The organism is Pseudoalteromonas sp. ABV4_021 (assembly GCF_056159365.1).
Genome location: NZ_JBSWVB010000001.1, coordinates 15,944 through 35,405 on the forward strand (window position 1 = coordinate 15,944; position 19,462 = coordinate 35,405).

The following is a 19,462-nucleotide window of genomic DNA, read 5'->3' on the forward strand; positions in this document are numbered from 1 at the left end:
TGACTGGTGTTGTAGAATAAGTGCACAACTTTATTAACATGGAGAGTTAAGTATCAGCTATTTAGCCTCTTATGCTTGGAACCTTTTTAATGCCCAAGCGCTTTCATCGTTTCAAATTATTCAATTAAAGGAAGCTTCTAATGGAATTTAGAAATACATTATACATAGTTTTTGTATGCTCAATAATTTTAGGTTGTGGTAATTCCTCTGATAAAGAGGATAAACCACCGATTATTGTTACGGATACAACTCCAAATGAATTTCAATTTTCAAGCAAGTCAGACTTGGAAATTAATCAGTGGATAGAATCTGAATCCATCGTCATATCGGGTATCAATACCAAAACACCAATAAGTATCGAAGGGGGAGAATACCGAATAGAGAACGGCAGCTTTACCGAACAAAATGGATCAGTTACTAATAATCAAACCATAACTGTTCGAACTCAATTAACAGAATATGGCACTAGTAAAATAGTAAATATAAACGTAGGTGGAGTAAGTGCAGATTTTTCGGTATCAGCAATAGCTTCCGATACTACTCCTGATGACTTTGATTTTGAGGCAAAAGTTGACCAAGATAAAAATGCTTGGATTGAGTCGGAGAGCATAGTTATTGCAGGAATTAATGCTCCAACGCCAGTCTCTATTGAAAACGGAGAGTTTAGAATAGAGGGTGGTGAGTATCAAAATGGCGATGCGTTCATCGAGAACAATCAGACTTTGCAAGTCAGAGTAAAAACAGCGGATACATTTGCAACAATACAAAAAGCAAATGTAACCGTAGGTGATAAAGTTAGTGAATTCAGAGCTGTCACGATCGCCAATGTGCTCTTTTTAGGTGCGGATGAATCGTATGGTAGAGAGTTAAGACAAACGAGCTTAACGCCTCAAAGCGCCGAACTTGTGACAGATGTTAATATTGAATTTGACAGTGAAAGTGGGGGAACGGCAGACTTTGCTGGTGATATTTTCCATTTAGCAGCTTCGACCTTAATGATAGATGAAAACGGAATTTGGCAAGTCAGCAATGATAATAATAATGCAATTAAAAAATTCGATTTTGAAGCTGAAGGAATCGTAGTCTCAGAGTCGTATAAGGCTTCGGATAATTACTTATATTTCAATGCCGCACCAATTGAAAATAGAGTTGAGCGAGAATTTAATGTGTTCGATTGGTTTGGGTGGCAAGTGTGGAAAACCGATGGAGAAACACTGGAAGTCGTTTCTACTCCTAGCAGCAGCTTTATTCGAATAGGTATAACAATAGGCGATACTTCTGTTGGTTTAGTTCACACTTCAAAGGAATGGCATAGTGAAAAGTTTACGGTCTATTCTGAAATTCATAATACAGCTAAAGAATATAAATTAAGTAATAATAGTTGGGATAATTACCTTGTTTTTGCTGCAGGTGATGAGTACTACATTGTAGATGAAAATATAAGGTCTGGTTTGAAAGCTTGGTTGGTAACATTCGATGGAATGACTGAGATACTTGATATTGAGGAGCATTATGGCACTGGAGAACATGGAAGTTCGAATGCAGACAGAGCTTACTTTGTTGGTTCTTACAATGATGGTGCCGTTTTATTTGTAAATGATAGAAAAAATAGCAACGAAGACTACTGGTATTTTGACTCTGTAGAGGGAAACCTGACCAAGCTTTTAACAATATCCCATGATGACATTAAAGATCTAGGTATAGGTTTTGGTGTGCACCAACTTGAAAATAATGTATTGCTATACAATCAAAGAAATGGGCTTTATCTATTTGATATTGAGAGCAACACTGTATCGTTAAAAACAACTGATGCCGTGTATAGTATAGAAAGTGTTGACGATAACGTTTTCGTGTTTTCTAAAAATGCGGTCTCATTGTTTAAAAATGGTAAATTAACGTCATTGATTGATTCAGATACAATCGGAAGTGGCTCGTTTGAATTGCTTCACACTTTGGAAGGTCGTAATAGCCATTTAAAAAATATAAGTGTCACACCTGTAGGCTCTAGTGTTGTATTTGTACTTAATGGTCGTTTATGGATGAGTGATGGCTCCCCTGAGGGGACTTTGCAACTAGAAGATAATTTAGTGCTAGATGCGTCAAATATCGTATCCGTAAAGTAATAAAAAAGGCGCTGCTCTTTCGAGACAGCGCCTTATCACCAAGAATAAATCGGTTCTTGTTTAAACCTTACGGGCGTTCAAAAATAGTTGCGATGCCTTGGCCTAAACCAATACACATGGTTGCAAGACCATATTTCGCGTCTTTATCTTCCATAAGATTAATAAGCGTGGTGCTGATACGTGTGCCTGAACAACCCAGTGGGTGACCAAGTGAAATAGCACCACCATTTAGGTTAACTTTTTCGTCAACCACTTCAGTTAAGCCTAAGTCTTTTAGTACTGGTAACGCTTGTGCTGCAAATGCTTCGTTTAGCTCTGCTACACCAATATCATCAATGGTTAAGCCAGCTGCTTTTAATGCCTTTTTAGAAGCAGGAACAGGACCGTAACCCATGATTGATGGATCGCAACCCGCAACACCCATAGCTTTTACTTTTGCACGAATAGTTAAGCCAAGTTCCTTAGCTTTTTCTTCGCTCATAATAAGCATTGCAGATGCGCCATCTGAAAGCGCTGATGATGTACCAGCTGTTACAGTACCATTTGCTGGGTCAAACACTGGGCGAAGCTGTGAAAGGCCTTCTACAGTTGTTTCAGGACGAATTACTTCGTCGTCTTCAACTAAGATCATTGCACCGTCAGCATCGTGGCCAGTAATAGGGTAGATTTCATTTTTGAAACGACCTTCAACGGTTGCTGCGTGAGCGCGAGCATGAGAACGCGCTGCAAACTCATCTTGTTGCTGACGAGAAATGCCATGCTGCTTACCTAAGTATTCAGCAGTTAAACCCATCATGCCTGCCGCTTGTGCTACTGACTTTGATAAACCCGGGTGGAAATCCACACCGTGGTTCATTGGTACGTGACCCATGTGTTCAACACCACCAACTAGGTAAACATCACCACAGCCAGTCATAATTGCACGTGCTGCATCGTGTAATGCTTGCATCGATGAACCACATAAACGGTTAACCGTAGTGGCTGGTACGCTGTGAGGAATACCTGCTAGAAGCTGCGCATTACGTGCAACGTTAAAGCCTTGCTCTAGGGTTTGTTGTACACAACCCCAGTAGATATCATTAATATCAGCTGGATTTAAAGCAGGGTTACGTTCAACTAGCCCTTTCATTAATTGTGCACTTAAATCTTCGGCACGTACGTTTCTAAAAACACCGTTTTTAGAACGACCCATAGGGGTACGAATACAATCAACAATTACTGGTGTTTTCATATTATGCACCCTCTACTGAATAAAATTGACGACCTTCTTCTGCCCACTGACGCGTGATATCAGAAACTTGGTAAATCGCACCTAAGTGTGCGTATTGATCCGCTTTTGCTACAAAGTTAGCTAACCCAATTTGGTCTAAATAACGGAAAGCACCACCTCTGAATGGAGGGAAGCCTAAGCCGTAAATAAGCGCCATATCTGCTTCTTGTGGTGAAGCAACAATGTTTTCTTGTAAACACAGAAGTACTTCGTTCAGCATAGGGATCATACAGCGGTCGATGACTTCTTCTTTGCTAAACTCTTTAGGTGCATCGCAAATAGTGCTTAGTAGCGCAATTGCATCTGCATCTTTTGCTTTCTTAGGCTTACCTTTACGGTCAGGTGCATATTGGTAAAAACCTTTACCGTTCTTCTGACCAAAACGACTTTCTTTAACAAGTAGTGCAACAGGATCTTTTTCTTGTTCAGCCATACGCTCAGGGAAACCGTCTGCCATTACACCTGTACAGTGATTTGCTGTATCAAGACCAACAACATCAAGCAGGTAAGCAGGACCCATTGGCCAGCCAAATACGTTTTCCATTACTTTATCTGCTTTCGCAAAATCTGCACCTTCAACCACTAATTGGTTAAAACCGGCAAAGTAAGGGAAAAGAACACGGTTAACAAAGAACCCTGGGCAGTCATTTACAACAATCGGTGACTTACCAAGTTTTAATGCGTAATCAACAACGGTATTAATGGTTTCATCAGATGTTTTTTCACCGCGAATAATTTCAACTAGTGGCATACGATGCACAGGGTTAAAGAAGTGCATACCACAGAAATTTTCTGGCTTTTCAAGGGCGCTTGCTAACTCATCAATACGAATTGTTGAGGTATTTGATGTCAGCACTGTGCCTTCAGGCATGTCTTTTTCTAGTTGAGAAAGAACTGCTTGTTTAATCTTTGGGTTTTCAACAACCGCTTCAACAATGATGTCGGCTTTTTTAACATCGTCATCGCTTAGCGTTGGTTTGATTGCTCCTAAAGTTGCAACCATTTGCTCAAGCTTCATATGACCGCGTTGAACTTTATTGCCAAGCAGTTTTGACGCTTCTTGCATACCAAGGTCAAGTGCAGCTTGGTTGATGTCTTTCATGATGATTGGCGTGCCTTTATAAGCAGACTGGTATGCAATACCGCCACCCATAATACCTGCACCCAATACCGCCGCTTGCTTGATATCAGTTGAACTGTTCTTAGCAAGTTTGCGTGCTTTAGACTTAATAAATTGGTCTGCCAGGAAAATACCCACTTGCGCAGCTGCTTCCTCGGTTTTAGCCAGCTTAGCAAAGTTCATATTCTCAATTGCCATTGCTTCAGTGCGGCCATGGTTTGCAGCAGCTTTAATTGTTGCAACAGCCATCAGCGGAGAAGGGTAATGGCCTTTTGTTTTACCCAATACCATGCCTTGCGCTGTTGCAAAGCTCATGCCTTGCTCCATTTGGTTCATAGCAAGCGGGTCTAACTTCGCTTGGCGTTTTGTTTGCCAATCTAGTTTACCGTTTGCTGCTAGTTCAACCATCTTGATAGCTGCATCAACTAGCTTGTCTTTTGCTACAACGGCATCAACTGCACCTACAGCAAGCGCTTGCTTAGCACGGTGTTCTTTACCTGTTGTAATCCACGTCATGGCATTATCTGCACCGATAATACGCGGTAGACGAACTGTACCACCGAAGCCTGGCATAATGCCTAATTTAACTTCTGGTAAGCCCATTTTTAGTTCTTCACTTGCTACGCGGAAGTCAGTAGCAAGTACCCATTCACAACCACCACCAAGGGCCATGCCATTGATTGCAGAAATCGTTGGGAAAGGTAAATCTTCGAGTAGGTCGAAAACGTCAGTGGCATTTTTAATCCACTGAGTTAGTTCTTCTTCAGATTTTTTAAAGGTAGGTAAAAATTCAAAAATGTCAGCACCAACAATAAAGTGATCTTTATCACTGGTGAAAATCATACCTTTAATGTCTTTGTTAGCAGCTAGCTCTTTTAATGCAGCGCCACAGTCGCTAAGAGTTTGCTGAGAAAGCTTATTTACTGAGCCTGGAACACAGAACTTAAACTCAGCAATGTTGTCTTTAACAAAAGCAACCTGAAAAGATTCGCTTTGAAATAGCATATTATTGCTCCCTAATTTCTCGCACCGCAACTGGTACGATGAGTTTGGTTTTTACGCAGTGTCGCTTCTTTGCGATTAAATTGCAATTAAAATTTTAGTTGGCTTTTTACATAAGATTAAAAACTGGACAAAAAAATTAACGTAAGTGTTGTCAGTGGTCGTATCAATAAGAGGATTAAGCTTAAAAGGCTGACGTTTAGGTTTGCATTGATTAAGATGGCATTACTGCAGTTAGCGTAGACGCTAGAATTATGCAGCGCATTTTTAAATTTATTTAAATAGATAACCACAGCGCCTTTTATTTCTGTGGTAAAGAGAGCAAAACAGTGAAAAAATCGGTGATTTTAACAGCGCTTGTTAGCTTAGTACTTTCTTCTTCAGCGTTGAACGCAAGTGCGGATAAAGCCGCGCACAAAGACTTCTTAGCACTTGAAAAACTCGCTAAGAAAAATGATAAACGCGATTTTTATCGCGCGTTAAAACAGTCGTCACATCCGCTAGCGCCTTATGCTGAGGCCACTTATCTTGCTAATTCCCCATGGCTTGCTAACCAGCAAGAAATTAAAAAATTTTTAGATACCTATCAAGGCACACCACTTGAGTGGAAAGTGCGTTACGCATGGTTAGACAATTTAAAGAAAAGTAATAAAAAAGCACTTTATATTGATGCTTATCGTCCGACCAGAAAAGCTGAGTATCAATGCACCTACCTAAACTATCAGTTACAACTTGGTGCACCTAAAGAGGCCATTTTTAACCAAGTGGATGAGCTTTGGAGCGTTGCTAAATCACAGCCTAAAGAATGTGATGTGCTTTTTTCAAAATGGAAAAAAGCAGGGCATTTAAATCAAGAACTGGTGTGGCAACGTATTACCAAGGTATCGGAGAAAGGCAATACCAGTTTGTTAGCCTATCTGAGTCGTTTGCTACCGAAGAACGAGCGTTACTTGGCTGATTTGTATAAAACAGTAAGACGAGATCCATCCGCCGCCGCAGGGCTTTATCGCTTTAAAAAACGTACTGATAAAGAAGGCCAAATAGCACTTTATGGCGTTAAACGTTTGGTTTGGCGCGACCGCGATTTAGCGATTCGTGCATGGCAAAAGCTTGAAAACATGTTCGATTATACAGAGCAACAAAAGCAGTCGCTGTATTATATTTTTGCGCTTTCGTTGGCGTCGGGAAAACATAAAGAAGCAAAGTTTTACTTAAATAAAGTGGCACCAAAAAGGCACGATAGTAAGCTAATGCAGTGGCAACTTAGTAATATGTTGCGCGAGCAAGACTGGCAAGGGGTTATTGCCTATTCAACGGGTAAAACACTGAATAATGGTTATCGATACTGGTTGGCATATGCATATCATAAGATTGGTGACGCGCAGAGGGCAAATCAGTTATGGAAAGAGCTAGCTAAAAAGCGCGATTACTACGGCTTTTTAGCGGCGTCAAGGTTAGATTTAGCGGTTTCGCTTGAATACCAACCCGTGGTTGTTGACCCTCAAACACAAAAACTTGTTAGTGAAAGCCCCGGCTTTAAACGTGCCAAAGCATTGTATGAATTAGATCGTTTTTACTCAGCGCGCCGTGAATGGAATTCGCTAATTGCAGGCTCTACCGATGATGAAAAGCTCGCAGCAGCCAGTTTAGCGAATGATATGGGGTGGCATGATAGTGTTATTCGTGTGATGAGCCAACTAAAGGCTTACAATATGCTTGATTACCGTTTTCCTACGCCTTACAGCGATCAGTTTGAGCGTTTTAGTAGCCGTAGTAAAGTTGATAAAACATGGGCTTATGCGATTTCACGACGTGAAAGCTCATTTGCCTCAGATGCTCATTCAAGCGCGGGGGCAATTGGTTTAATGCAGCTATTGCCAAGCACCGCACGCTACGTAAATAAAGGCAGCGTCAGCCGTAATCAACTTAAAAAGCCTCATATTAATATTCGTTTGGGCACGCAGTATCTCAAGTATTTAAAGAAAAAAAGCAAAGGTAACGAAGTGATTGCAACAGCCTCGTATAATGCGGGTTATCACAAAGTGAAACGCTGGTTACCTCAAGAAGCGGTAGATTTTGATCTATGGGTTGAAGCAATACCGTATCGTGAAACACGTGAGTACGTAAAAAATGTTTACGCTTATCGTCAAGTGTATGCAACGCGCTCAGGCAATAAAGAAAACCTATTTGATGAACTCATTTCAATGAAAATCAAAAGGTAGTTTTGGCAAATATATTGCTAATCAATTTACAGAGTAAGTGTTTTCGATTTTTGTCCACCCCTTAAGAATGGTGGACCAAGATGATACACTTGTTTTTAGAACACACTGAACTGGATTAATAATGGATAAACTTTCAACAACTTATGCAGCGCATATAGCAACCTTACAGTCACGTACCAAAGATGTTTTAGCGCGTGAAGGACTTGATGGTCTGATCATTCACTCAGGTCAAGCAAAACGCCAATTCTTAGATGATATGGATTACCCATTTAAAGTAAATCCGCAGTTTAAAGCTTGGTTACCTGTGATTGATAATCCTCATTGCTGGTTAGTGGTAAACGGCGTTGATAAGCCAAAATTGATTTTCTATCGCCCTGTAGACTTTTGGCATAAAGTGCCTGATGAGCCAAGTGACTTCTGGGCTGAATACTTTGATATTTGTTTATTAAAATCTCCAGAGCAAGTTGAGCAATTACTGCCTTATGATAAAGAAGGTTTTGCTTATATTGGTGAGTATATTGAAGTAGCGAAAGCGTTAGGGTTTAATGCAATTAACCCAGAAGGCGTTTTAAACTACTTACACTACCACCGTGCTTATAAAACAGATTACGAGCTAGTTTGTTTACGTGAAGCAAACCGTTTAGCAGTACTTGGCCATACAGCGGCGCGCGACGCATTTTTTGCAGGTGGTTCTGAGTACGAAATTCAGCATGCGTATCTTGTTGCAACGCAACATACTGAAAACCAAATGCCTTACGGTAATATTGTTGCCCTTAACAAAAACTGCGCGATTTTACATTACACTCATTTAGATATTGCGAAGCCCGATCAACATTTATCATTTTTGATTGATGCGGGTGCAAACTTTAACGGTTATGCGGCTGATATTACGCGTACTTATGACTTTAAACAGCAAGGTCAGTTTGCAGAGTTAGTGAGTGCGATGAATACGCACCAACAAGCATTATGTGAAGGGTTAAAGCCAGGCATCAAGTACGGTGAGCTTCATTTAGATTGCCATCAGCGAGTAGCGCAAGTTCTAAGTGACTTTAATATTGTTAACTTATCGGCTGATGCCATTGTTGAAAAAGGTATCACAAAGACCTTCTTCCCACATGGTTTAGGCCACCATTTAGGTTTACAAGTTCACGATATGGGTGGTTTTATGGCTGATGCTCGCGGTACGCATCAAGCGCCACCTGAAGGTCATCCATTCTTACGTTGTACGCGCTTAATTGAAGCGAACCAAGTGTTTACCATTGAACCTGGTTTGTACTTTATTGATTCACTGTTAGCCGACTTGGCGCAAACAGATAACAATCAGTATATCAATTGGAAAACCGTTGAGTCGTTTAAGCCATTTGGTGGTATTCGTATTGAAGATAATGTGATTGTGCACCAAGACCGCAATGAAAATATGACACGCGATTTAGGTTTAGCTTAATCTTATTAGCAAGTGATACACTTTAAGGAGTCATTAGGCTCCTTTTTATTTTGTAAGTTATGACTCAAGAATACCAGTACCCAGCAACACGAACCTTGTATCGTGAAGAAATTAAAAAAAGCACGTTTATTGTGCACATTGCCCATACGCCAACTACTGCCGATGCGAAAGCGTTTATTAAAAATATTAATCAAGAATACCCCGACGCACGTCACAACTGTTGGGCACATGTAGCGGGCGAGCCTGGCGGCAGCCATGTATTGGGTTTTTCTGACGATGGTGAACCCAATGGTACGGCGGGCAAGCCAATGTTGAATGTGCTGATGGGCTCAGGCTTGGGAGAAATCACCGCTGTAATCACCCGTTATTTTGGTGGTATTAAGCTAGGCACGGGTGGGTTAGTGCGAGCATATGGTGGCTCGCTTAATAATGCATTGAGTGATATTGAGTTGTTAACTCGTGTACCTATGGTGACGCTACTGGGCGAATCGAGTTATGCACTACAAGGCATAATTGAACAGCATTTTAATAGCCAGTTTAGTGGCAGCAATATCGAGAAAGAATTCTCCGCAAATATTGCATGGCAAATCGCTATCGATGAGCGAAATGCAGAGCAAGCGATCAAAGATATTTATGAAATATCCAATGGTGCTGTTGAGTTAAAGGTAAAACAGTAAGAGAATAGCTTAAAATAGCTCGTTTCATACTCTTGCAATGCAATACAGAACAATAATTAAAATTTTAGGGCAGTTAGTTGCCTTATTCAGTATCACCATGATCCCGCCAGCGCTCGTTTCGCTTATCTATAAAGATGGTGGTGGTGTGCCGTTTGTTCTGGCATTTGTTTTCAGTATTATTATTGGCTTAATAGCCTACTACCCAAACCGCAAGCAAAGAGGGGATTTGAAAGCCCGTGAAGGCTTTTTAATTGTAGTTTTGTTTTGGTTGGTACTAGGCAGCTTTGGTTCGTTACCACTGATCTTTTTAGAAGAACCTAATCTATCTATAGCTGATTCGGTGTTTGAGTCATTCTCAGGCCTTACCACCACAGGGGCGACTGTTCTAACGGGTATTGAATATTTACCGAAAGCGATTTTATTCTATCGTCAGCAACTACAATGGCTCGGTGGTATGGGGATCATTGTACTTGCCGTTGCTGTACTGCCAATGCTTGGTGTTGGTGGCATGCAGCTTTACCGCGCTGAAACACCGGGACCTGTGAAAGACTCGAAAATGACACCGCGCATTGCCGATACAGCAAAACACCTTTGGTACATTTATGTATCTCTTACTGCAGCCTGTACTTTGGCGTATTGGGCGGCAGGGATGAATTGGTTTGATGCCATTTGTCATGCCTTTTCGACTATTGCGATAGGGGGATTTTCTACCTATGATGCATCAATTGGCCATTTTAATAGTCCACTAATTAATATTATTTGTGTGGTGTTTTTATTAATCGCTGCCGTGAACTTTTCACTGCATTATGCGGCAGTAGCTAATAAAAACTTTCGCGTTTATTGGCGTGACCCAGAGCTCAAAGTATTTCTATTTATTCAAACATGTTTAGTGCTTTTGTGTTTCTTTGTGCTTACTTCTGCGGGTATTTATACCTCGACCGATCAGGCATTTGACCAAGCGCTTTTCCAAGCTGTTTCAATTAGTACGACAGCTGGCTTTGCCACCGATAGCTTCTCGCAGTGGCCGTTGTTTTTACCTATCCTACTTATTTTTTCGAGCTTTATTGGCGGTTGTGCAGGCTCAACAGGTGGCGGCATGAAAGTAGTGCGTGTATTCCTGTTGTACTTACAAGGTATTCGCGAGTTAAACCGCTTGGTACACCCACGTGCAATTTACTCTATTAAGCTTGGTCGCAAAGCATTGCCCGATAAGGTAGTCGAAGCTGTATGGGGCTTTTTCTCAGCTTATGCTTTGGTGTTTGTCATCATTATGCTGTGTTTATTAGCAACGGGAATGGACAACATTACGGCATTCTCAGCAACTGCTGCATGCTTAAATAACTTAGGCCCCGGCTTAGGCGATGTAGCAGCGCACTTTGGTGATATCACCGATACAGCAAAATGGATTTTAACGCTTGCGATGGTATTTGGCCGCCTCGAAATCTTCACATTACTCGTATTATTCACCCCAACATTCTGGCGTGGGTGAGACCAGACCGAAACGAAGTTTCGCAGCTGGTCGAACGCGAGAAAGGGATTTCGAGCCGGAATATCGCGTCAGGATGACTTAATATATCGGTCGTCTCTTCCAGACCGGAACAAAGTTTCCCTAGGCGCGAGCGCTTTTCAGGGATGAAAATTACTGCATAACGCGCACGAAATACCGCTTCAAGGATGAAGTTTGACGCACTTTCTAAACGTCAGAATGATTAACTTTAATTCTCTTCAAAAAATAAAAAAGAGCGCATTTGGCGCTCTTTGATTCTGGTTTAAATCTGCTCTGTTAATTAACGCGGCTGAATCGTTAATGGCTCAAGTGTGATGGTTGCATTTGAACTAGCGCCTTTATGATTAGAATAGCGTTGACCTTCAAATAGCGTGTAATACACATCCACATAATCATCATCATTGGTAAACCATGAGTCAGGCATTGCTGCCAGTACTTTATTGGTTAACTGTGGAATGATGGCGTAGCCTTGTACTTCAGGGTCTGGAATCGCTTTAAGAATCTCGGTGGCAACATCAAGTAAGCGGCTCGCAAGTTCTTTGTAGTTAGTGTTGTCATCCTGCTCCATCATTAAAATATCAGCAGCTTGCCAACGGTAGCGGTCCCAATAAATGATAATTTGATTAGGGTTGTAGGTAGTGCCATCGTAATCAAGATAAGGCATATCCACAATATCGAGCACTGGCTCATCACGAGACGGACTCACACCAGTAACAATGCTATACACTTCCGCTTTACCTGATACCCATGGCTCTTCATCATCTTGTAAATGAATGGATTTAAGCACTGAGGTTTGAATTGGATTCGTGGTTGATTGAGTTGTTGAATTCAATGCTAATTTTGGTTCGCTGCTAAACGGTTTTAGCGTTTTTTTGAGTACTGAAATACCTTCCGATAACGCTTGTTTGTTGTCGAGCTCAACAATTAACACGGGGCGTTTAGGTAGCGCGTTTACGGGTAAGTGATAGGTGTTACCTTGGGTATCAAATGCTTCAATAAATTGCCATGATTTCTCATTACCTGCTGGAGCCCATGCAAATAACGGTGTCTCAGACATTAACGAGTTAAGCATGCTTGAGTCAGCAACTCTTAGCTGGGTAATTGAGCTAGGGTTATACGGTAGACCTTTTGCCGAGCGAATACGAGTTTCAACTTGTTTAAGCGTTTGAACCTCTTTGTTTGCTAACGACAGTTCTGAGGTCTCAATGGTTAAATCATAACTCGACGTTGATGCTAAAATGCTTGGTTTTAGACTTGCATAGTTTTCAGCAAATGACAGTGCTAGAGCGCGTTTTTGCTCAGCGATTTGTACTGAACGCTCTTGGCTTGTCGTTTCCATTGCTGCGGCGCTAACAAATGGTAGTGCGAGTGCACTCAGTAATAACGATTTTATTTTTTTATTCATTCACTTGTCTCCAATAGTAGTATTACACATTCATGTGTACCTCTATTAGTTCCAAGTTAGAGTAAATAGTCAATAATGTAACGAAAGGTTAATAAATAAACAGAAATTATAATGAAATGCTTATAAATAAGCCTTTGCAAGGACGTGTTATTTTTACTTTAAATTTATAAGAAAATAGCACTTACTTGGAAGAGCTTTTCAACTACGTGAATTTGCTTTTTATCGATAAGGAACATTATGACGTGATCACCTGAAAGGATTACTGTGTCGTCATGGGCAATTACAACATCATCGTTTCGTACGATAGCACCAATGGTTGTACCCGCGGGTAATTTAATGTCTTGAATCGCTCTGCCGACAACTTTTGAGGTGTTTTCATCACCATGCGCGACAGCCTCAATGGCTTCTGCGGCACCTTTACGGAGTGAATATACGTTAACAATATCGCCACGTCGAACATGCGTTAGCAGCGCTGAAATAGTTGCTTGTTGTGGAGAAATAGCAATATCAATTTCACCACCTTGTACTAGGTCAACGTATGCGCCACGTTGAATTAATACCATAGTTTTTTGTGCGCCCATGCGTTTTGCCAGCATGGCAGACATGATATTTGCTTCATCGTCGTTAGTAACGGCAATAAACACATCAACTTGTTCGATATGCTCTTCAGATAACAGTTCTTGGTCTGATGCATCACCACAAAAAACCACGGTACGATCAAGCCTGCCTGATAAATATTCTGCTCGTTCTGGGTTGCGTTCAATTAGCTTTACGCTGTGGCTTTTTTCTAGCGTACGGGCAAGGCCTGCGCCGATATTACCACCACCCACAATCATTATTTTTTTGTACGATTGTTCAAGCTTTTGCAGTTCACTCATGACCGCGCGAATATGTTTTGTTGCTGCAACGAAAAAGATTTCGTCATCGGCTTCAATTACGGTAGTACCAAGCGGTTTAATTGGTCTACCTTTTCGGTAAATTGCCGCAACGCGTGTTTCAACATTAGGAATGTGTTTTTTTAGTGCTGATAGTGCATAACCAACAAGTAAACCACCATAATACGCTTTTACCGCTACCAGTGATAACTTACCTTCGGCAAATTGCAGCACTTGCAGTGCTCCTGGGTAGTCGATTAAGCGATGAATGTAATGGGTCACCAGTTGTTCTGGCGCAATGTAGTGGTCAACCGGTAGGTCATGATTGTGGAATAGCTGCTCTTTATATTTGAGGTATTGCTCTGAGCGAATACGCGCAATTTTTGTTGGCGTATTAAAAATACTGTAAGCGATTTGACAGGCAATCATATTAACTTCGTCAGAACTGGTAACGGCGATAATCATATCGGCATCTTCAGCACCTGCTTGGCGTAAGATTTCAGGGTGGGCGCTATGGCCTGATACGACTTGCAGGTCATATTTGTCCTGTAATACGCGTAGCTTTTCTCGATTAATATCAACCACGGTGATTTCGTTTTTCTCACCGACAAGGTTTTCTGCTAAGGTACCGCCAACTTGTCCGGCACCTAAAATGATAATTTTCATACTGTCAATCGCTTAGTTGGCGAGCTTCGCCTTAATTATAATTTTTCAATTTTCGCGTAGAAAAAGCCATCATGCTCATCTGGCAGTAATTGCCAGCCTGGTTGCTCGATGGTATCTGCTAAATTGAGTGCGATATGCTTAGCATCAGCATGCTGTGCTAAAAACTGTTTTATCTGGTTGGTATTTTCTTCCGGTAAAACAGAGCATGTTGCATACACCAATGTGCCACCAGATTTTAATAATGGCCAGATTTGCTCAAGTATTTGCTTTTGTAATTGTGCAAGTTGCTCAATATCAGACGCTCGGCGTAACCACTTAATATCAGGGTGACGACGAATTACACCGGTTGCAGAGCAGGGGACATCTAACAAAATACGATCAAATTGCTCGCCATTCCACCAGTCGTCGGGTTGACTGGCATCTGCACTAATTAGCTTCGCGCTTAGGCCTATACGTTCTAAGTTTTGTTGTACGCGCTCAAGACGGGTTGCGTCATGATCAAGAGCTGTAACATTACACTCCGCTAGCTCCAAAATATGGCATGTTTTACCACCAGGCGCTGCGCAAGCATCAAGAATTTTGTCGCCATCTTGTGGCTCGAGTAATCTTGCTGCAAGTTGCGCTGCACCATCTTGTACTGAGCTATGCCCTAATTCGAAGCCTGGTAATTTAAATACATCAACTGCATTTTCAAGTACTACCGCATCATCAAATTGTTCAACTAAATGTGCTTCAATATCTGCATCTTGCAATAATTCGCGGTATTCTTTAGGTGAATGGTAGTTACCATTAACGCGCAACCACATTGGTGCTTGCACTTGGTTTTCTTCAACAATATCTTGCCAATTATCAGGGTAAGCAGCTTTTAGCTTATTCAAGAACCAACCTGGGTGGTTGTATTTACAGGCGTCAATTTGGTCGGCTAAGTTTTCCAGCTCGCTTTGGCGGCGCTGAAAGTTGCGCAGCACAGCGTTTACTAAACCTTTAAGGCCTGGTGCACGCATTGTTTTAACCGCATTTACTGTTTCATCAAGTGCAGCATGCGCTGGAATACGCATATGCTGAAGCTGATAAATACCGACATAAAGTAAAAACTGAAATGGGCGCTGCTTGCCTTTTAGTGGTTTTTCAAGCAAGTGAGAACAGTAGTTTTCTAAGCTTGGTAAGTAGCGTAACACACCATAACAAAGTTGTTGTAAAAGCGGGCGCTCTTTTGGCGGTAGTTTATCAGAGTATCTTGGTAATACTTGTGACAATGAATGGCCTTTATCAACTACTAGGTGCAGTGTTTCAGCTGCATAAGCGCGAACACTACTCATTGTTATCACCTAAAGTTGAACCAACCGTTACCCAATCAGCACGACCATTTAAAAAGTCTTGTGCCGACATTGGCTTTTTACCTTGAGGTTGAAGTTGCGTGATCTTTAGCGCGCCTTCAGTGGTCGCAACGGTAATGCCTGTTTTATCAGCAGCTAATATTTCACCTGGGTTACCAGCGTTTTCAACTAATTGAGCAGCATATATCTTTACTGTGTTACCTTGCATTTGCGTAAAACAAATTGGCCAAGGGTTAAATGCGCGTATATTACGTTCAATTTGTTGGGCAGGCATTTGCCAATCGATATTCGCTTCTTCTTTGCTAAGCTTTTTCGCATAGTTGGCAAGCTCATCATTTTGCTTTTCTGGATTTGCAGTGCCATTGGCAATTGTGGCTAAGGTGTCGATGAGTGCTGTGGGACCAAGTTCAGCAAGCTTGGTATACAGGCTCGCACTTGTATCTGTCGCCTCAATAGGACAGGTGGTAATGGAAATCATATCGCCAGTATCTAAACCTTCATCCATTTGCATGATAGTTACACCTGTTTCGGCATCTCCCGCCCAGATAGCGCGTTGAATCGGTGCAGCACCACGCCAGCGAGGCAAAATTGAACCATGCACATTGATACAGCCTAGTTTAGGTGTTTCCAATACTGCTTTTGGCAGTAGTAGCCCATAAGCAACCACTACCATAATATCCGCATTCAAATCAGCTAACTGCTGCTTGGCATCGTCTGACTTAAAATTCTCTGGCTGGTACACGGGAATGTCATGCGTTAAAGCCAGTTGTTTTACTTCACTTGCTTTTAGTTTTTTTCCGCGTCCAGCAGGGCGATCTGCCCGACTGTAAACAGCGATCACATCATGGTGAGACTTTATTAAAGAATCAAGGTGCTGCGCGGCAAAATCAGGGGTACCCGCAAATACAATTTTTAAAGGCTTGCTCAAGTTTTAACTCCAGGTAGGTTAGCCAGCACGTGCTGCTAATTTTGCTTCTTTTTCTAGCTTTTTACGAATACGTTGGCGCTTTAAAGGTGAAAGGTAATCAATGAAAAGTATGCCTTTAAGATGGTCTAACTCATGTTGAATACATACAGCAAGCAAGCCATCGGCATCTTTTTCATATTGGTTGCCATTCTCATCAAACGCTTTAATTGTAACTGTTTCTGCGCGGTCTACTTTTGCGTACGAACCTGGTACAGATAAGCAGCCTTCTTCGCTAATTTTACTGCCATCTTTTTTGATGATTTCTGGATTAATGAGCACCAAAGGCTCGTCACCTTCTTCAGATACGTCAATAACAACAATGCGCTGGTGGATGTCAACTTGCGTTGCGGCTAAACCAATGCCGTTTTCGTCATACATGGTTTCAAGCATGTCTGATACAATTTTCTTAGTACCATCATTGATTTGCGCAACTTCTTGTGCGACTGTGCGTAATCTCTCGTCTGGAAAGCGTAAAACTTCTAAAATAGCCATATTTACCTTAATTTTAACTATGCGAAAATCATCAAATTATGATATGTTTTTATTTTAGCCATTTGTCTTCACCTTTTACAGGTTTAAGTAAATAATAATAAAAAACAGCTCAAGGAAGCTAGTTATGGTCAAAAAGCTGACAGCTGCGATAGTCGCATTAACTATGGCGTTTCCAACTCTTGCTGATGTGCTTCAGATCAGAAAGGACGCCCCGAAAGAATATGTTGTAGAAAAAGGCGATACCCTTTGGGATATTTCAGCCATTTATCTTGATCAGCCATGGTTATGGCCTGAGCTATGGCGCCTTAATCCACAAATTGATAACCCTCACCTTATCTACCCAGGTGATAAACTTTCGTTGGTTTATGATTCACAGGGTCGTCCAATGCTTGTGATTAATCAAAAGTTTAAGCGATTGTCTCCGGGTATTCGTAAAACTATGAAAAAAGGTGATGCTGTTCCAACATTACCTTTGGAAGTAATTCGTCCTTTCTTAACTTATGAGCAAGCATTAGATAAAGAAGATATCAACGCAAGGCCAGTTGTTCTAGGTGCAAAGAAGGGATTCAAAACAATCGATACCGATCAGATTATATATGTGAAAGGTAATTTAGAGCGCTCTAAGTACTACGGCATTTATCGTCAGGGTGACCCTTATATCGATCCTGATACCGACGAAGTGCTGGGCCATGAAGCTATTTTGGTAGGCACTGGACGTGCATTTAGAACCGGTGATGCAGAAAATGCAGTACCTGCGTCAGCTCGCGTGAAAAATGTTAAGCGAGAAGTTCGACAAGGTGACTTTTTAATGCCAGCGTTAGAAGGGCAAACTTTACCAGCATTTTTTATGATGCAACGTCCTGATTCTTCAATATCGGGAACGATTATTGATACTACTTCTAAACTACGCGAATTTAGTACTATGGATGTGGTTGTAATTAACCGCGGTGAAGTTAATTCGCTTAAACCTGGCCATATACTGGACATTCGTAGAGCATCACCTACAGTTGTAGTAGGTCGAGATGGACCTGAGTATAAAGACTCTGCTTCAGCATACGAACGTGCAATGAGTATTTTTGGTGACGGAGAAGATAGTCGCGAATGGGAGATGCCAAAAGAAAAGGTTGGCGAGTTAATGGTTTTTAAAGTTTACAACAAAGTAAGTTATGCAATAGTCACAAAAACATTAGAACCAGTCCGCGTTGGCGACACAATCCATGTAGATAACTAAAAATATTTGGCGCGTCTTCTAAGGAGGGAAGATGCAAAGAAATATACGAAGCGAGCTTGAATATTGGCTCGCTTTTTATTTGATTAAAGGAATAGGCTTTCAAACTGCTAAGCAGTTACTAACGCATACAAGCTTCGAGGCGCTTTTCTCTTGTTCAAATCACGAACTGTGTGAGTTAGGGCTCAAACCTTCAGTAGCCACCGCAATTAAAACTTTTGAATGGCGGCAAGTTGATTCAATTATTCAACAATGCAAAGCGTTAAACATTCAAATTATTCATTTATCTCATTCTGATTATCCCGCATTGCTAAAAGAAATTCCCGCTCCACCCTTGGTGCTTTTTTGTAAAGGTGATATCCAATTACTTGATTCACCTAAGTTGGCAATTGTTGGTTCTAGAAATGCAACTGAAACAGGCAGGCAAGTCAGCTTTGATATAGCGCATAGTCTTGCGATTAATGAATTCTGTGTTGTTTCTGGTATGGCCCGAGGTATTGATAGTTGTGCGCACCAAGGCGCATTGCAAGCAAATGGCAAAACTATTGCCGTACTCGGTACTGGCGTTGACCTATGCTACCCCAAACGTGCGAGTAAATTGTATGGGAGCATTTCAGAGCATGGCTTGTTAATTTCAGAGTATAAACCTGGAACCTCTGCCCAAGCGGCAAACTTTCCACGTAGAAATCGCATTATTTCTGGGCTTTCCATGGGAGCCATTGTAGTTGAAGCAGAGCAAAAAAGCGGCTCTTTGATTACCGCCAAATATGCGCTAGAGCAAAATCGGGAAGTCTTTGCTGTACCAGGTTCTGTGTATAACGAACTAGCAAAAGGGTGCCATGCGTTAATAAAACAAGGCGCTAAATTAATAGAGAATTGCGATGATATTTTTTCAGAATTAAGCGTTTTACCAAAAAGTTGTCTATATAAAGTAAATGAGACTGAAAAAAATGTGATTTCAGATTCTGTTTTAGAGCACCTAACTTTTGAAGTGACGTCAGTAGATAAATTGCAACAACTTTCAGGGATTCAAATGGATGAATTGCTATCCCGATTATTAGATCTAGAGCTATCTGGTCAAGTTGTTCGTGTACTAGATGGTTACACCCGAATAGGGGGGAGTTGAA

At 41.3% G+C, this 19,462-nt stretch carries 14 protein-coding genes; 7 read left to right on the plus strand and 7 right to left on the minus strand.

The window, feature by feature from the left end:
* Positions 1-140: 140 nt before the first annotated feature.
* A complete protein-coding gene (locus ACXAFE_RS00050; protein ID WP_475146792.1) occupies positions 141-2,123 on the plus strand; it encodes a hypothetical protein in 1,983 nt (660 codons plus the stop codon).
* A 67-nt stretch (positions 2,124-2,190) separates the two neighbouring features.
* On the opposite strand, the gene fadA is transcribed toward ACXAFE_RS00050, so the two are convergent.
* Entirely contained in the window at positions 2,191-3,354 is a 1,164-nt protein-coding gene (gene fadA / locus ACXAFE_RS00055; RefSeq protein WP_475146797.1) for an acetyl-CoA C-acyltransferase FadA, read from the minus strand.
* Between the two features lies 1 nt (position 3,355).
* A complete protein-coding gene (fadB, locus tag ACXAFE_RS00060; protein ID WP_475146803.1) occupies positions 3,356-5,518 on the minus strand; it encodes a fatty acid oxidation complex subunit alpha FadB in 2,163 nt (720 codons plus the stop codon).
* A 326-nt stretch (positions 5,519-5,844) separates the two neighbouring features.
* Here fadB and ACXAFE_RS00065 point away from each other — a divergent pair, with 326 nt between their 5' ends.
* The 4 genes from ACXAFE_RS00065 (at position 5,845) to ACXAFE_RS00080 (ending at position 11,347) form a co-directional block, all read left to right on the plus strand.
* On the plus strand, positions 5,845-7,737 hold the full coding sequence (locus tag ACXAFE_RS00065; protein ID WP_475146807.1) for a transglycosylase SLT domain-containing protein: 1,893 nt from the start codon (positions 5,845-5,847) through the stop codon (positions 7,735-7,737).
* Between the two features lie 121 nt (positions 7,738-7,858).
* Positions 7,859-9,181, plus strand: coding sequence for a Xaa-Pro dipeptidase (gene pepQ, locus ACXAFE_RS00070; protein ID WP_475146811.1), 1,323 nt, complete (start codon positions 7,859-7,861; stop codon positions 9,179-9,181).
* Positions 9,182-9,240: 59 nt separating this feature from the next.
* Positions 9,241-9,858, plus strand: coding sequence for a YigZ family protein (locus ACXAFE_RS00075; protein ID WP_475146813.1), 618 nt, complete (start codon positions 9,241-9,243; stop codon positions 9,856-9,858).
* A gap of 37 nt (positions 9,859-9,895) precedes the next feature.
* The gene (locus ACXAFE_RS00080) at positions 9,896-11,347 is read left to right on the plus strand and encodes a TrkH family potassium uptake protein (protein WP_010561297.1); all 1,452 of its coding nucleotides are present in this window, start codon (positions 9,896-9,898) and stop codon (positions 11,345-11,347) included.
* 298 nt (positions 11,348-11,645) lie between these two features.
* Here the strand turns inward: ACXAFE_RS00080 and ACXAFE_RS00085 are convergent, their stop codons facing one another.
* From ACXAFE_RS00085 to def, 5 genes are all read right to left on the minus strand, one after another.
* Positions 11,646-12,770: a DUF3103 family protein gene (locus tag ACXAFE_RS00085; protein ID WP_475146815.1), complete on the minus strand. Its 1,125-nt coding sequence runs from the start codon at positions 12,768-12,770 to the stop codon at positions 11,646-11,648.
* A 164-nt stretch (positions 12,771-12,934) separates the two neighbouring features.
* A complete protein-coding gene (trkA, locus tag ACXAFE_RS00090; protein WP_475146818.1) occupies positions 12,935-14,311 on the minus strand; it encodes a Trk system potassium transporter TrkA in 1,377 nt (458 codons plus the stop codon).
* 35 nt (positions 14,312-14,346) lie between these two features.
* Positions 14,347-15,639 (minus strand): 16S rRNA (cytosine(967)-C(5))-methyltransferase RsmB, encoded by a 1,293-nt coding sequence (rsmB, locus tag ACXAFE_RS00095; protein WP_475146820.1) that lies wholly within the window; start codon positions 15,637-15,639, stop codon positions 14,347-14,349.
* Complete coding sequence (gene fmt / locus ACXAFE_RS00100; RefSeq protein ID WP_475146823.1) at positions 15,623-16,576, minus strand: methionyl-tRNA formyltransferase; 954 nt, start codon at positions 16,574-16,576, stop codon at positions 15,623-15,625. The genes rsmB and fmt overlap by 17 nt, the downstream gene beginning before the upstream one ends.
* Positions 16,577-16,594: 18 nt before the next feature.
* Complete coding sequence (gene def, locus ACXAFE_RS00105) at positions 16,595-17,107, minus strand: peptide deformylase (protein WP_475146828.1); 513 nt, start codon at positions 17,105-17,107, stop codon at positions 16,595-16,597.
* A gap of 124 nt (positions 17,108-17,231) precedes the next feature.
* Between def and ACXAFE_RS00110 the strand changes: the two genes are divergently transcribed.
* Positions 17,232-18,338: a LysM peptidoglycan-binding domain-containing protein gene (locus tag ACXAFE_RS00110; RefSeq protein WP_475146832.1), complete on the plus strand. Its 1,107-nt coding sequence runs from the start codon at positions 17,232-17,234 to the stop codon at positions 18,336-18,338.
* Between the two features lie 31 nt (positions 18,339-18,369).
* Entirely contained in the window at positions 18,370-19,461 is a 1,092-nt protein-coding gene (gene dprA / locus ACXAFE_RS00115; protein WP_475146834.1) for a DNA-processing protein DprA, read from the plus strand.
* Position 19,462: the final 1 nt, after the last annotated feature.

What these genes read in the sequence shown, in the direction of transcription:
- dprA (WP_475146834.1), top strand. Translation starts at nt 18,370, where the DNA reads ATGCAAAGAAATATACGAAGCGAGCTTGAATATTGGCTCGCTTTTTAT.
- fadA (WP_475146797.1), bottom strand. Translation starts at nt 3,354, where the DNA reads ATGAAAACACCAGTAATTGTTGATTGTATTCGTACCCCTATGGGTCGT.
- fadB (WP_475146803.1), bottom strand. Translation starts at nt 5,518, where the DNA reads ATGCTATTTCAAAGCGAATCTTTTCAGGTTGCTTTTGTTAAAGACAAC.
- def (WP_475146828.1), bottom strand. Translation starts at nt 17,107, where the DNA reads ATGGCTATTTTAGAAGTTTTACGCTTTCCAGACGAGAGATTACGCACA.
- ACXAFE_RS00075 (WP_475146813.1), top strand. Translation starts at nt 9,241, where the DNA reads ATGACTCAAGAATACCAGTACCCAGCAACACGAACCTTGTATCGTGAA.
- ACXAFE_RS00080 (WP_010561297.1), top strand. Translation starts at nt 9,896, where the DNA reads ATGCAATACAGAACAATAATTAAAATTTTAGGGCAGTTAGTTGCCTTA.
- ACXAFE_RS00050 (WP_475146792.1), top strand. Translation starts at nt 141, where the DNA reads ATGGAATTTAGAAATACATTATACATAGTTTTTGTATGCTCAATAATT.
- ACXAFE_RS00085 (WP_475146815.1), bottom strand. Translation starts at nt 12,770, where the DNA reads ATGAATAAAAAAATAAAATCGTTATTACTGAGTGCACTCGCACTACCA.
- pepQ (WP_475146811.1), top strand. Translation starts at nt 7,859, where the DNA reads ATGGATAAACTTTCAACAACTTATGCAGCGCATATAGCAACCTTACAG.
- trkA (WP_475146818.1), bottom strand. Translation starts at nt 14,311, where the DNA reads ATGAAAATTATCATTTTAGGTGCCGGACAAGTTGGCGGTACCTTAGCA.
- ACXAFE_RS00110 (WP_475146832.1), top strand. Translation starts at nt 17,232, where the DNA reads ATGGTCAAAAAGCTGACAGCTGCGATAGTCGCATTAACTATGGCGTTT.